The sequence below is a fragment of the Nonomuraea antimicrobica genome, assembly GCF_039536965.1.
In the GTDB taxonomy this organism is placed as follows: Bacteria; Actinomycetota; Actinomycetes; order Streptosporangiales; family Streptosporangiaceae; genus Nonomuraea; species Nonomuraea antimicrobica.
This window is the reverse complement of the sequence record NZ_BAAAZP010000238.1, coordinates 227,866-241,661: the sequence shown is the minus strand read 5'-3', so window position 1 is coordinate 241,661 and position 13,796 is coordinate 227,866. Positions and strand designations below refer to the sequence as shown.

Annotated in this window: 11 protein-coding genes; 4 read left to right on the top strand and 7 right to left on the bottom strand. The window is 71.1% G+C overall.

The genetic code is table 11. From position 1 onward, the window contains the following. The 3 genes from ABD844_RS51080 to ABD844_RS51070 all read right to left on the bottom strand — a co-directional run bounded on the left by ABD844_RS51080 (window position 1) and on the right by ABD844_RS51070 (window position 1,955). Window positions 1-444, bottom strand: a complete 444-nt coding sequence (locus tag ABD844_RS51080; RefSeq protein WP_344896877.1) for a YbaB/EbfC family nucleoid-associated protein — start codon at window positions 442-444, stop codon at window positions 1-3. A 114-nt stretch (window positions 445-558) separates the two neighbouring features. Next, on the bottom strand, window positions 559-1,704 hold the full coding sequence (locus tag ABD844_RS51075) for a LysM peptidoglycan-binding domain-containing protein (RefSeq protein WP_344896873.1): 1,146 nt from the start codon (window positions 1,702-1,704) through the stop codon (window positions 559-561). Continuing rightward, the gene (locus tag ABD844_RS51070) at window positions 1,701-1,955 is read right to left on the bottom strand and encodes a hypothetical protein (protein ID WP_344896869.1); all 255 of its coding nucleotides are present in this window, start codon (window positions 1,953-1,955) and stop codon (window positions 1,701-1,703) included. Before ABD844_RS51070 ends, ABD844_RS51075 begins: the two co-directional genes overlap by 4 nt. A gap of 185 nt (window positions 1,956-2,140) precedes the next feature. Here ABD844_RS51070 and ABD844_RS51065 point away from each other — a divergent pair, with 185 nt between their 5' ends. Further along, on the top strand, window positions 2,141-2,569 hold the full coding sequence (locus tag ABD844_RS51065) for a YbaB/EbfC family nucleoid-associated protein (RefSeq protein ID WP_344896866.1): 429 nt from the start codon (window positions 2,141-2,143) through the stop codon (window positions 2,567-2,569). 27 nt (window positions 2,570-2,596) lie between these two features. On the opposite strand, the gene eccD is transcribed toward ABD844_RS51065, so the two are convergent. Continuing rightward, window positions 2,597-4,090, bottom strand: a complete 1,494-nt coding sequence (eccD, locus tag ABD844_RS51060; RefSeq protein WP_344896863.1) for a type VII secretion integral membrane protein EccD — start codon at window positions 4,088-4,090, stop codon at window positions 2,597-2,599. Between the two features lie 45 nt (window positions 4,091-4,135). Between eccD and eccCa the strand changes: the two genes are divergently transcribed. Genes eccCa through ABD844_RS51045 form a run of 3 tightly spaced genes read left to right on the top strand, consistent with a single transcriptional unit; the run spans window position 4,136 to window position 9,533 of the window. Further along, complete coding sequence (gene eccCa / locus ABD844_RS51055) at window positions 4,136-8,119, top strand: type VII secretion protein EccCa (protein WP_344896860.1); 3,984 nt, start codon at window positions 4,136-4,138, stop codon at window positions 8,117-8,119. A gap of 53 nt (window positions 8,120-8,172) precedes the next feature. Then, window positions 8,173-8,457, top strand: coding sequence for a hypothetical protein (locus ABD844_RS51050; RefSeq protein WP_344896857.1), 285 nt, complete (start codon window positions 8,173-8,175; stop codon window positions 8,455-8,457). Further along, entirely contained in the window at window positions 8,454-9,533 is a 1,080-nt protein-coding gene (locus ABD844_RS51045; protein WP_344896854.1) for a transglycosylase SLT domain-containing protein, read from the top strand. Before ABD844_RS51050 ends, ABD844_RS51045 begins: the two co-directional genes overlap by 4 nt. A gap of 81 nt (window positions 9,534-9,614) precedes the next feature. Here ABD844_RS51045 and ABD844_RS51040 read toward each other — a convergent pair whose 3' ends face one another. The 3 genes from ABD844_RS51040 to ABD844_RS51030 all read right to left on the bottom strand — a co-directional run bounded on the left by ABD844_RS51040 (window position 9,615) and on the right by ABD844_RS51030 (window position 13,779). Then, window positions 9,615-12,098 carry a protein kinase domain-containing protein gene (locus ABD844_RS51040; RefSeq protein WP_344896851.1) on the bottom strand — a complete coding sequence of 828 codons (2,484 nt, stop codon included), beginning with the start codon at window positions 12,096-12,098 and terminating at the stop codon, window positions 9,615-9,617. Between the two features lie 98 nt (window positions 12,099-12,196). Further along, window positions 12,197-13,342 (bottom strand): S8 family serine peptidase, encoded by a 1,146-nt coding sequence (locus ABD844_RS51035; RefSeq protein WP_344896848.1) that lies wholly within the window; start codon window positions 13,340-13,342, stop codon window positions 12,197-12,199. 164 nt (window positions 13,343-13,506) lie between these two features. Next, window positions 13,507-13,779: a WXG100 family type VII secretion target gene (locus tag ABD844_RS51030; RefSeq protein ID WP_344896845.1), complete on the bottom strand. Its 273-nt coding sequence runs from the start codon at window positions 13,777-13,779 to the stop codon at window positions 13,507-13,509. Window positions 13,780-13,796: the final 17 nt, after the last annotated feature.

Below are 13,796 nucleotides of genomic sequence, written 5' to 3'. Positions count from 1 at the left end.
TCACAGGTCCAGGTCGCGACGGATCCGGTCGAGATCGGCCATGACGCTCTCGAAGGCGCGGTCGTAGCTGGCCTCAGCCCGTTTGACCGGGCGCAGCAGCGCCTCCGGGTTCTGCATCATGCGCGCCGGGGCGCTGTCCACGCCCAGCGTCTCGACCATGAACTCCTGTGTACGCCGCTGCAGGTCCTCGATCGCGGCCTGCACCGTGGCCTTGATCCGTTCGGACAGCTCCGCGGCGCTCAGGCGCATGGCCTTCGAACGGATGTCCAGCGTGCGCAGGCCCTCGCCGGCGTACTCGACGACGACCAGACCGTCCGGGTCCTCCCCACGGCCGACGAGGAGTTCCATGCCCTTCTGCAGTTCCTCGGACTTGGCGATCTGCCGGTCGACCGACTCCAGCAGCCGATCCATGTCGATGTTGCCAAAGTCCCCAAAGTCCGTCACAGGTTCAATCTTGCCCCATAAGTCACATCTTTGTGGAGTACATCGTGACTCCGGGGAAGCTCCGAGCCGACGCCCCCCACGAGTGCATCCACGCCTGGCCGGCAGGGTGGCCGGTCAGTTGTTGGGTTCGGGAATCCTCAACTGCTGCCCGGGGACGATCGCGTTGGGATCGTCGCCGATGAGGTCACGGTTGGCCTCGTAGATGTCCCGATACCGGCCGCTGTCGCCGTACACCTGCTGGGCGATGTCGGACAGGGTCCCGTTCCGCCCGACCGTGACCTGCGAGGGAGGTTGCGTAGTAGGCGTAGTGGTCCCCGTTCCCTGCGGGGTGGACGGCGCATCCGGCGTGGCGGTCCCGGTGCCCGACGTGCCGGTCCCTGTGCCCGACGTGCCGGTCTGCGTGCCGGCCTGCGCCCCCGGCGCGGTGGACTGCATGTTCGGTGCCACCCAGTCGAAGTCCTCGAGGCCGTCGGGCACCCGTCCCTGCGCGGGCGGCTCGCTGAAGGTGGGGAAACGATCCTGGTCGAGGTGGGCTCGGTTGAAGTCGATCGCGGCGTTCCCCGTCGGAAAGATGAAACCGAACTGCAGGGCCTTCTTGAGCAGCGAGTTCATGACGTCGTGGGCCATGACGAGCAGATAGACCACCCCTCCTGCGAACGCGACGGAGGCCGTGGTCGCCACCGCTCCGAGGAACTTCTCCAGAGCCATCGCGACGAGCCTGGTCTGCAGCGACGGGACGTACTTCAGCACGAAAATGCGGAGCAGGTTCGCCATTGTCGCCACGGCCGCGCTCCACTGGCTGAGCCAGAAGGCGCGGAACGCGGCGGCGATCTCGTCGAGGACGTGGCCCAGGCCGTTCAGGTCCGCGCGCAGCACGCCGGTGTCCTGGCTCAGAACCGCCGTCTTGCGCAGGAACTCGTACTTGTCGAGGGCCTGCCACAGGTCGGTGATGGTCCGGAGGTTGGCCACATGGGCCTTGGCACCGTCGTCCAGTCGCTGGCCGATGCTCTCCCACACGGTCGCGGCTCGCGCTATCTCCCCTTCGTCGGCCCCCGTGACGTCCGCGATCAGGGTGAGGGCGACCAGTGCTGGGGAGAGGGCGCCCAGGCGACGCAGGAGGGTCATCACCTGCGGGCCGCGGCTTCCGACCAGGCTCGGCGTGCGGCCGTAACCGGAGAGCGGCTTGAGTGCCGACAGATACGGGTCTCTGGCCCGCTGGCCCACGGGCTGGAGGGCCGCCAGAAGGCGACGGTCGCTCATCCGCGATACCGGACCATGCTGAGGTTCTCAGCGGTCACCCAGTTGCGCTCGCAGTTGGTCAGGCCCTCGACCCAACTGTCCGCCGCGCCCCGCACGTCGTGGAGGTAGCCCACACCCCTGCCCTGGGCTCTGCCGTAGTCACTGGCGATGATCAGATTGCCGATCCTGCCGAAGCCCCCGCCACCGATGTTGGTGTCCGGAATCATGTTCAGGACGTAACCGACCAGGTCCTCCCTGATCTCCGTTTTCACTGCATCGCGAGTTTTGGCGATGCACCCCGAAGTGATGTGGATTTCCCGACTATTGGCCACAGTTGGACGATTATTGCGGAAGTATGTCCTGATATCCGGATAGGTGGTGTAATTTTAGTGATCACTTCAGCGACTGGTCATCCGTCGCTCCCCGTTCGTTAACCCAGGAACGATGACGTGCTGCCATGGATCCCTCGGCCTTCCAACCCGACGACCTTGACCGCCTCCTGCGTGAGAGCGAGCGCTCCATCCGCGAGCTGACCAGCGCCATCGACGAGCTCGGCACCGTGACGGGCCAGGGAGAGAGCCGCAGCGGCACGGTCAAGGCCACGGTTGACGCCCGGGGCCGGCTCGACGTGCTCAAGCTGGGCAACAGGGCCAGCCGCATGGACCTCGACGAGCTGACCGAGGAGATCGTCGAGGCGATCCGCGCCGCCCAGGACGACCAGGAACGCCGTGCCACGGAGCTGATTCCCGAGTCCCTGTCGATGGGGATCTCCGTGGAGGCGATGCAGCGGCAGTTCGAGGACCTGCAGGACTCGTTCACCCGGGACATGCACGAGCGCATGGCGAATCTGGACGAGATCCGCCGCCGCGCCGCCTCCGACGACTGATCCGGCGGCCCTGCCCGACCGCCCGCTCTATCCGGCCAGCCCGCGTACCCAGGCGTAGACGTCCAGCACACCGAGCGCCAGCGGCACCAGTGCCGCGATGAGCAGCCAGTCCACGATGTCGGCGGCCCGCCCCCAGAAGGGCGACAGCCGCCCGTCGGGGAGCCAGACGCCCAGGCCGACGACCACCATCGCGGTCCACAGCAGCCCGAGCAGGACGGCCACCGCGGCCAGCCCGCCCACCACGCCCCCCAGCTCGACGGCGACCGTGGCCAGCCCGGCGAACCCGGTGAGCATCAGCCACAACCGCTGCCCGACGCCCTGGAACAGCCGCGCCCGCATGAGCTGCGTCAGCGAGAGCACCACGGACATCGTCACGGCGATCCACGTGCCCTCCGTCACGAGCAGCATGTGCGTGCCGAGGCCGACCAGGCAGATCCCGACGATCATGCCGGTCGCGTAGAGCTGGGCCGCGCCGGTGCGTTGCAGCACGGAGGCGGCGTCGAGTCGCTGGTTGTCGTTGCGCAGTTCGTCGGCGTTGGTGGGCATGTTCGGCAGCGGGACCTTGGCCAGCCGGAACGACAGCACGGGAATCAGCGGGCTGAGCGCCATGACCACGGCCACGGCCACGGCGGCGACCCCTCCCCCGGACGTCCCTGTCACCATCACCACGGCCGCGCCCACGGCGCCCACCATGGCGGCGATGGCCGTACCGAGGAAGCCGGGCACACCGTCGGCGATGGCCGTGCCGCCGAGCGTGGCCACGAGCGCGGTGCAGGCCAGCGCCCCGAGCAGTTGTGGCGAGGCCACCGCCGCCAGCACGCCCCCGCCGGCCGGGGCGGACAGCCCGGCCAGGAACGCGTACGGCAGCGCGCTGCAGCCGATCACCGCGCCCGCCACGGAGTTGCCCACCGCCCTGGACAGGGCCACGCCCACCCCGACGAGCAGCAGCGCGATCGCGCCCGCCACGATCGCGGTGACGAGCGGCGTCAACCCGCCGAGCGCCAGCGCCGCGGCCCCGGCGACGAGCAGCCCGCAGGCCGCCCCGCTGCCCATGGCGCGCGTGTGCCTGGCCTGCCACTTGCCCTTGCCCTCGCGGATGCCGGTGGCGACCACGTCCGCCACGTCGTCGTACCGGGCGGGCGGCAGGGCCACCTCGCGCGGCCGCAGGTAGAGGATCTCGCCGTCGAGCACGCCGAGCTGGCCCAGGCTCTGCCCCAGGTCGAACGGCGGCCCGCCGAGCCGCTGCAGCGTCCAGCCGGGCGCGGCGGCGTTCTCGTCACCCAGCTCCCCCATGGCCCGCAGCAGGCCGGGCAGCACGTGCGGCAGCGGGATGTCGGCGGGTAGCGCCAGGTCGGCCTTCCTGTGCGGCCCCACCACAGTGACATGGCAGAGCGGCGGGAGCGGCGCGGGTATCTGGTACGGGGCGCCCTGTGGCGAAGGCGGAATCTCGGCCAGCGAAGTCACAGGGCCAACATAGCGAGGAGAAGTTAACTCATACCTCAACTCGGACGTATGGCACATCTGGTATGAAGGGTCTTCCGAGCACCAGAAGGGGCCTGTCCAAGGGTGAGCATCGTCGTCGTACGGCGCCCCGAGCGCCGTCCCAGCCCGAAACCTCCGCGCGGCGAGATCCTCCTCGAATCGCCTCCGGAGATCCCGGAAGTGCAGTCACAGGGCATGATGTCGGTGCTCACCTGGCTGCCGATGGTCGCCGGCGCGGCGGCGATGGGCCTGATGTTCACCGCCGGTGGCACCAACACCAGCCCCATCATGTACGTCTCCAGCGGCCTGTTCGCCTTCTCCATGGTCGGCATGACGATCGGCCAGCTCGGCCGCCAAGCCGGCGAGCGCAAGAACCGGCTGAACGGCAACCGCCGCGACTACTTCCGCTACCTGGCCCAGATCCGCAAACGGGTCCGCAAGGCCGCGATCCAGCAGCGCGAGGCGCTCGAATGGAGCGGCCCCGCGCCCGACACGCTGTGGTGGACCGCGATGGGCCCGCGCCTGTGGGAGCGCCGCGCCCGCGACGAGGACTTCGGCACCGTACGCCTGGGCACCGGCATCCAGAAGCTGGCCATCCAGCTCATCCCGCCGGACGCCAAGCCCGTCGAGGACCTGGACGCGCTGTCGGCCGGCGCGCTGCGCCGCTTCATCCGCACGCACTCGACGGTCTCCCAGCTCCCGGTGGCGGTGGCGCTGCACTCGTTCGCCCGGATCAAGCTGGACGGTGACCCGGCCATGGTCCGCGACCTGGTGCGGGCGATGGTGGCGCAGATGGTGACGTTCCACTCGCCGGACGACCTGCGGATCATGGTCTGCGCCGGCAAGGAGCGGATGACCCACTGGGAATGGATCAAGTGGCTGCCCCACGCCCTGCACCCCGACGAGAACGACGGCGCCGGCCAGGTCAGGCTCATGGCCGAGAACCTGGGCGAGCTCGACCGGCTGGTGGGCGCCGAGCTGAAGGAACGGGGGCGCTTCAAGCCGGGCGCCTCGACGGACGCGCTGCCGTACCACGTGCTCATCCTGGAGGGCGGCCACGTGCCGCACGACTCGCAGCTCGGCGCGGACGCCATCGACGGCGTCACCGTGATCGACCTGTCGGACTCAGCGGGAGTGGTCGAGGAGCGCAGCACGCTGCGCCTGCGCATCAACGACAGCGGCTTCCACATGGTCAAGATCGACCACGCGGGCAAGGAGAGCACGAACCGGCTCGGCGACCCCGACGCGCTCGACTACATCAGGGCCGAGGGGCTGGCCCGCCAGCTCGCGCCGCTGCGCGCCTCCACGGCCAGGGGCGGCGAGTCGCAGGACGTGCTGGCCACCAACACCACGCTCACCGACCTGCTCGGCGTCGGCGACCCCACCAGGCTGGACACCGCCCAGACCTGGCGGCCCCGCGCGGGCCGCAACCGGCTGCGCGTCCCGATCGGCCTGGGCTCCGACGGGCGGCTCGTCGAGCTGGACATCAAGGAGTCGGCCCAGGGCGGCATGGGCCCGCACGGCCTGGTCATCGGAGCCACCGGCTCCGGCAAGTCGGAGCTGCTGCGCACGCTCGTGCTTGGCCTGGCCGTCACGCACTCCTCGGAGATACTCAACTTCGTGCTCGTCGACTTCAAGGGCGGCGCCACCTTCCTCGGCCTCGACGGCCTCTCGCACGTCTCCGCGGTCATCACCAACCTGGAGGACGAGCTGCCGCTGGTCGACCGCATGCACGACGCCCTGCACGGCGAGATGGTACGCCGCCAGGAGCTGCTGCGGGCCAGCGGCAACTACGCCTCCCTGCGCGACTACGAGCGCGCCCGCGAGCAGGGCGTGGACCTGCACCCGCTGCCGACGCTGTTCGTCATCCTCGACGAGTTCAGCGAGCTGCTGACGGCCAAGCCGGAGTTCATCGACCTGTTCGTGATGATCGGGCGGCTGGGCCGGTCGCTGGGCGTGCACCTGCTGCTGGCCTCCCAGCGGCTGGAGGAGGGCCGGCTGCGGGGGCTCGACACGCACCTGTCGTACCGGATCGGCCTGCGGACGTTCTCCGCCATGGAGAGCCGTGTGGTGCTGGGCGTGGCCGACGCGTACGAGCTGCCGTCCGCGCCGGGCAACGGTTACCTCAAGTTCGACACGAGCGGGATGACCCGGTTCAAGGCCGCGTACGTGTCGGGGCCCTTCCTGGCCGACCCCCGGCAGGTGGTCACGTCCGACGGCACGGCGCCGATCAGAGAGGTCGTCGAGTACGGCCCCGAGTTCGTCCCCGTGCCGCTCATCGAGGAGCCGGTGGAGCCGGTCGCGCAGGAGGAGACCAACAGGGCGCAGCAGAGCCTGCTGGACGTCGTCGTGGGCCGTCTGGAGGGTCAGGGGCCGCCCGCGCACCGCATCTGGCTGCCGCCGCTGGGCGAGCCGTCCACGCTGGCGCACCTCCTGCCGCCGCTGTCGATCACGCCCGAGCTGGGGCTGACGACGCCGGGCTGGCCGGGGCGCGGACGGCTGCAGGCCGTCATCGGCATCATCGACCGGCCGTTCGAGCAGCGGCGGGATCCGTACTGGCTGGACCTGTCGGGCGCGGCCGGGCACATGAGCGTGGCCGGCGGGCCGCAGACCGGCAAGAGCACGATCCTGCGCACGCTGGTCAGCAGCATGGCGCTCACGCACACCCCGCGCGAGGTGCAGTTCTACTGCCTCGACTTCGGCGGTGGCGCGCTGGCGACGCTGGAGGGGCTGCCGCACGTCGGCGGCGTGGCCAGCAGGCTGGACGCCGAGCGCGTACGCCGTACGGTGGCCGAGATCGCCACGGTGCTCCAGCAGCGCGAGCGGCTGTTCACCGAGCACGGCGTGGACTCCATGGCCACCTACCGGCGGCGGATCGCCGACGGCTCGCTCAAGGGCGACGGCTGGGGCGACATCTTCCTCGTCGTGGACGGCTGGCTGACGATCAAGCAGGAGTTCGAGGCCCTGGAGCCGGTCATCACCGACCTGGCCGCGCGCGGTCTGGGCTACGGCATCCACGTGGTTGCGGCGACGAACAAGTGGTCGGAGTTCCGGCCGGGCATCAGGGACCTGTTCGGCACCAGGATCGAGCTCAAGCTCGGCGACTCGTACGAGTCGGAGGTCAACAGGAAGAAGTCCCTGGCCGTGCCGGAGGGCGTGCCTGGACGCGGCCTGACCAGGGACGGCCTGCACTTCCTCGGCGCGCTGCCGCGCATCGACGGCGTGCAGGACGCCGAGGACCTCGCGACCGGCGTGCAGGCGCTGGTGTCGGCCGTACGGGAGTCCTGGCAGGGCCCGCCCGCCAAGGCCGTGCGGCTGCTGCCCTCCGTACTGCCCGCCGCCTCGCTGCCCGGGGCGGAGGAGACCGGCAAGAGCCGGATCGCGATCGGCGTGGACGAGGCCACCCTGTCGCCCGTGTTCATCGACTTCGAGGCCGACCCGCACTTCGTCGTCGTGGGCGACACCGAGAGCGGCAAGTCCAACATGCTCAAGATCATCGCGGAGAGCATCGCGGCCCGCTACGAGCCGAGCGAGGCCATGATGATCATGATCGACTACCGGCGCTCGCTGCTGGACACGGCCGTCGGGGACAACCGCATCGGCTACGCCGCCTCCGGCGCGGCCGCACTCGAACTGGTCAAGGACGCCCGCAACGCGCTGCTCAAGCGGCTGCCGCCGGCCAACCTCACGCCCGAACAACTGCGCGCCCGCGACTGGTGGAAGGGCTCCGACCTGTACTTCGTGGTCGACGACTACGATCTGGTCGCCACCTCGAACAACCCGCTGCTGCCGCTGGTCGAGCTGCTGCCGCAGGCCCGCGACATCGGCCTGCACCTGGTGCTGTCGCGGGCCATGGGCGGCCTGGGGCGGGCCATGTTCGAGCCGGTGATCCAGCGGATCAAGGACATGGCCTCCCCTGCGGTGATCCTGTCCGGCAACAGAGACGAGGGCTTCCTGTTCGGCAACGTCCGCGCCATGCCGCAGCCGCCCGGCCGCGGGTTCGTCGTGGACAGGAAGTACGGCTCACGGCTGGCCCAGACCGCGTTCTGGCCGCCTCCCGAGGGCTGACGAGCCCTCGCAGCAGACCCGACCGGACCTGACAAGCACGGACGAGGACTTACATGGCCGGATTCGACATCCATTTCGACGCCCTCGACGACTGCCGCACGTCGACCAAGACGCTCGTGGGCAAGTTCGGCGACCTCGCGGAGAGCTACCCCGCCCAGCGGCCCGACTCCACGATCTTCGGCCGGCTGGAGGGCTCCTCGGGGCTGGCGGACGCCGTCCTCGACGTGGAGACCACGTGCGACAGCGAGTTCGGCAAGGCCAAGAGCCTGCTCGACAGCGTCGAACGGGCCCTGTCCCTGGTCGAGGAGACCGTACGGAGGGCGAACGACCCCAGATGAGCGCTCCCGACGGCATCCGCGCCCTGCCCAACGGCAACGCCCTGGCGGACCTGGCCGACCAGGTCACCGGCAGCCCGGCGACGATCCGCGGCATCGCCGCCCGCTGGCGCGACGCGGCGGGCCTGACGAGCGCGCACACCGGCACGCTCGGCAGCGCCGTCACGACCGTGGACCTGGCCTGGGAGGGCGACTCGGCCGACGCGTTCGTCCGCTACATGGACGGCTACGGCAAGGCCGGGCAGGACCTGCACGACGCGCTGCGCGCCTGCGCCACGGCGCTCGACGACGCGGCCGGAGCCCTGGAGTCGGCCCAGGGCAGGGTGGACGGCATCTGCGACCGGCTGCTCACGCGGGTGAGCACGTACCGGGAGAGCAATCCGGACGCCGAGCAGGAGGTGCTCGACCGCGAGATCGGCCTCATGGTGAACCAGGAGATCGCCAACGCCCGTACGCCGGTCCGCGAGGCCAAGGAGGCCGTCAGCGCCGCCAAGGACGCGCTCGTCAGGGCCATGAACGAGCGGAACACCACGTTCGCGCAGATCAAGGTGGCAGGAGACCAGGAGTTCACGCCGGGAGGAGAGCACCGGCTGGACTGGCGGCCCACGGTGAGCTACACCGCGCAGACCGCCGCCGGCGGGCCCGGCGGCAGCCCGGTCATCAGCGTCGGCGGGTACGGCTCGAGCGGCCCACCCCCCGCGGGCGGCGGCCCCGCGCCCTCCGGGCAGGTCAAGGAGTGGATCGAGGAGGCCACCGCCATCCTGCTGGAGGCGGGCTATCCGGCAGACAAGATGAACCCGAACGACCTCTGGATGATCATCCAGCACGAGTCGGGCGGCAACCCGAACGCGATCAACCTGTGGGACAGCAACGCCGAGGCCGGGCACCCCTCCAAGGGGCTGATGCAGACCATCGACCCGACCTTCGACGCCTACTCGCTCAGTGAGTACCGGGACATCTACAACCCCGTGCACAACATCATCGCGGGCGTGCGCTACGCCATCGACGTCTACGGCTCCGTGTCTTCGGTGCCGGGCGTCGTCGGCATGAAGACCGGCGCCGGCTACAGCGGCTACTGATCCCGGCCCCTCACGAACGCCGCCCGGCCGGGGAGGACACCGGTCGGGCGGCGACGGGAGCGCGGGTGGCGCGGCCCGGGATCAGCCGCAGTTGCCCCAGGGGACGCCGCTCGTGTTGCCCGAGCCCGCACTGCCGGAGTACCGCACGCACTTGCCCTTGGCCGACAGCTTGACCGGACCCGCGTAGTACTCGAAGCTCCCCGAGTCGGTCTGCGTGCCGCCGTTCTGGACCTCCAGCGTGGCGCTCACCGGCGTGGACTTGCCGACGTCCGCCCCCGACTTCAGGGTGACCACGCAGTTCTGCCCGGTGCTGTTGTTCCAGAGCAGGTACGTCATCCCGCCGCTGAACGAGCTCGACCGCTGCACCACGAACCCGCTCCCGCACACCTGGGTGGCGGTGTAGGGGTTCTTCTTGGGCGGAGGCGTGGTCGACTTGGTCGGCGTCGGCGTCGGCTTCGGCTTCGCGGTGGTCTTGCTGGGCTCCGGCTCCGGCTCCGGCTCGGGCTCCGGCTCCTCGGTCGACTTCGTCGGGGTCGGGCTGGGCTTCCTGGTGGGCTCCACCGTCTTCGTGACCGTGGCGGCGGGCTTGGGCTGGGTCGTCTTGGACGGCTTGGCCGTGGGCTGCGACTGCTGGGTCCTGGTGGGCTGCACGGTGGCGGTCACGACCGGCACCGGCGGCACCGGCTGCGTGGCCAGCGGGGTCGGCACGGTCGTGAGGACCGGGACGCCCGACGACTTGGTGGGCGCGTCCGAGGGCAGCTCCATGGGGCCGACGCCGCCGTCGTCCGGGGTGGGCGTGCCGGCCCACGGCGCGGTCACCTCGGCCTGCGGCTGCGAGGCGGGGCCCGTGCCTGTGCCCGTCCCCTGACCGGAGGAGACGGTCCCCTGGCTCGGGGTGCTGCCGGCCGCGGCGGCCTCGGTGAAGGTGACCTGCCCCGAGTAATGGCTCGCGCCCCACAGGCCGAGGCCCGACAGGAGCACGACGGCCGTCACGCCGGCGACCAGGCCGACGGGGAACGGCTTGCGCTCCTGGCCGTCGTTCTGCTTGGGGACGTAGTGCGCCGGGCGGCCCGGGACCTGCGGCGGCGGCTGGGCGGCGCCGGGCGGCGGGCCCCAGATCTGGGTCGGGGGCTCCTGGTGGATCGGGGCGGGCGGTTCGAGGCGCATCTGGGCGGGCACGTGCGGCGGCCCGCCCATCGGCCCCGCGGGGAAGGCGTCCGGCCCCATCGGGCCCTGTCCCATGGGGTGCTGCTCGATCGGGCCCTGTTGCAGGGGGCCCTGCTCGATCGGGCCCTGTCCCATGGGGCCCTGTTGCATGGGGCCCTGCCCCATCGGGCCCTGTTCCAGCGGGGGCTGGTCGATCGGGCCAGGTCCCATCGGGCCAGGTCCCATCGGGCCAGGTCCCATCGGGCCAGGTCCCATCGGTCCTGCCGCCATGGCGTCCGGCCCCATCGGGCCGGGGCCCATCGGCGGCGGGCCCATCTGTGCCGGGCCGATCGGCGGCGGGCCCATCGGCACGGGTCCCATCGGCACAGGGCCCATCGGGCCGACGGGTGCGGGTCCCATCTGGCCGGGGGGCATGGGTCCCGGAGCGCCCATCGGGCCGGGCGGCATCGGGCCGTTCTCCCCCGAGGGGACGGGGCCGCCGGGAAGGGCTGCGCCGCCGGGCATCTGCGGGATCTGGGCGCCCTCGATGGAGAGCTGGATCGGCAGGATCAGCGGCGCGCCGGAGTCACCGGGGGCCGGTACGGGGCCGCCGGGCGGCGGCACCGGGACGCCCTGGAGCGGCGGCGCGGGGATGGGCGCGTTGTCGTCGCCCAGCAGCCGCAGCAGCGCCATGTACGTCGTCGGCCGCCCGTTCGCCTCCTTGGTGAGCGCGGCCAGCACGATCTGCCGCAACGGCTCGGGAAGCTCTCCGACCTCGGGCTCGGCGTTCAGCACCGCCTCGGCCTCGTGCGCGAACGGCGCCGCGCCCGTGGCGGCGAAGACCACGGTGGCGGCCCAGGAGAAGACGTCCGCGTACGGCCCGTACTGGAGGCCGCTGAGCTGCTCCGGCGCGCGGTAGCCGATCTCGCCCACCGGGTCGCCCAGCTCGATGTCGGTGACGCGGAGCCCGTCCGCGGTGAGGATCACGTTCGACGGGGTGAGCCCCCGGTGCGCGAACCCGGCCACGTGGACGGCGGTCAGCGCGGTCAGCATGCCGACCGCGACCCGCTCCAGCGCGTCACCGGTCAGCGGGCCGTCCGCCTCGACGGCCTCGGCCAGCGAGCGGCCCTCGACGTGCTCCCTGATCACGTACGCCGCGCCGTCCTCGACGCCGGCGCCGAGCGTGCGCGCCACGTACGAGCTGGACACCCGCGTGACGTTCTCGAGCCGGTCTGCGAAGCCGGGGTCGGCGTCCGGGTCGACGGTCAGCGTCTTGACGACGACCTGGGGCGCGTCCTCGGACTCCCGGCCCAGATGGACGGTGCCACGCGGCCCCTCACCCACACGGCCGACGATCTCGTGCCCACCGATCTCGTCGCGGCCGATCGGTTCGGGCTGCGGGGCGTCATTCTCCGCCATGACCGTCCTTCCGGGTAACGTCATGATCGAGAGATATTTAACCAAATACGCCACATGCGCATCAGTGGTTTCGGACGACCACCTCTGACAGTTAACCGTCAATTCGTGGCGGAGCCTCCCGAAGATCCTGGACGCCAGCCGCGCCGCCGTCCCATCGGCACCAGCACCCACACGGCGATCACCAGTCCGGCCAGCGACAACCCGCCCGCCGCCAGCGTCGTGGCCACGTCGATCGCGTGCTGGTCGGGCGGTACGGCCTTGCGCACTGCCGAGGCCGGGAGCGGCGGCGGCACCGGCGGCGCCACCGCCACCTGCTCCGACGGCAGGACCATGGTGACCGCCAGGAGAGGGTTGACCATGCCCGCACCCGTGCCCTGGCCGTTGGCGCCGTCGGCGGTGAGCGCGATGCGGCGGCGGACCCGGAGCTGGTCGAGATCGGGGTGGCGGGCGCGGACGAGCGCGGCCACGCCCGCCACGTACGGCGCCGCGTAGCTCGTGCCCTCCAGCTTGCTCTGGTAGCCCTTGCCCGTCCACGTGGAGCTGAGGTCCTGGCCAGGGCCGAGCACGGCGACGGCGTTGGGGTTGGAGAAGGTCGAGCGCCCGCCGTCCGGCGTCGCGGAGCCCACGGCGAGCACGCCGTCGTAGGCGGCCGGGTAGGCGGGGCTGGAGGTGCCGTCGTCGTTGGTGACGTTGCCGGCGGCGGCCACGATCACGATGTCCCTGCCGATGGCGTAGTCGACGGCGGCCTTCAGCTCGGGCCGGTCGGACGCCTGGATGGAGACGTTGATCACGTCGGCGTTCTCGTCGGCGGCCGTCTTGATGGCCTTGGCCAGCAGGGACACGTCGCCCAGCGAGCCACTGGTCTGCTTGATCGACAGCAGCCTGACGGCAGGCGCGACACCGTAGAAGGGGAGGTCGGAGCGGGGTTGCGCGGCGATGATGCCGGCCACCGCCGTGCCGTGGCCGACGCAGTCGCGAAAGCTGGTGTTGGTCAGGTCGGCCTTGCCGGCCAGGCGGATCTGGGGGTGGGTCTCGTCGACGCCGCTGTCGATGACGGCGACGGTGACGCCCTGGCCCATCGTCAGGGGCCACACGCTCTTGACGTTCAGCCGGCGCTGGGCCCAGGTCTCGGCGATCGCGGGGTTGGACTTCTTGGGCTCGCACCGTTCGGGCTCGGCGGCCTGTGCCGGTGCAACCGCGAACTGCAGGGCGAGCAGGCTTGCCAGGAGGGCGCGACCCATCATGGCGAAACAGCGTATCCCGCCCATCTGGGACAGCGGACGGCAACAGTCGAATCAACGGCGGGCCGGGCGGCCAATCGGTCGGCGGGTCGGCGGGTCGGGCGGTCGGCGGTCGGCGGGTCAACGGAAAGAAGCCCCAGCTTCCTCGCCAGGGCCCCTCTCGTTGATCATTTCGTGGCGGACTCGATGTTCTGCCGGTAGGTCCCGATGACCCGCGAAGCCTCCTGCAGCTCCTCGGTCATGCGCTGGAACGCCGTGCGGTAGTTCTGCCACGCCTGCTGGAAGCGCTGCGCGCCCGGCCCGGTCCACGCCGTGCCGACCTTGGCGGCCTCGCGGTCGAGTGCGGTCATCGTGGTACGGACCGCCTCCGACTGCTGCGTGAACTGGCTGGACATCTGCTGCATTTCCTGCGGGTCGCCACCGAGCATGCTCTGGCTCATGCACACCTCCTGGAACC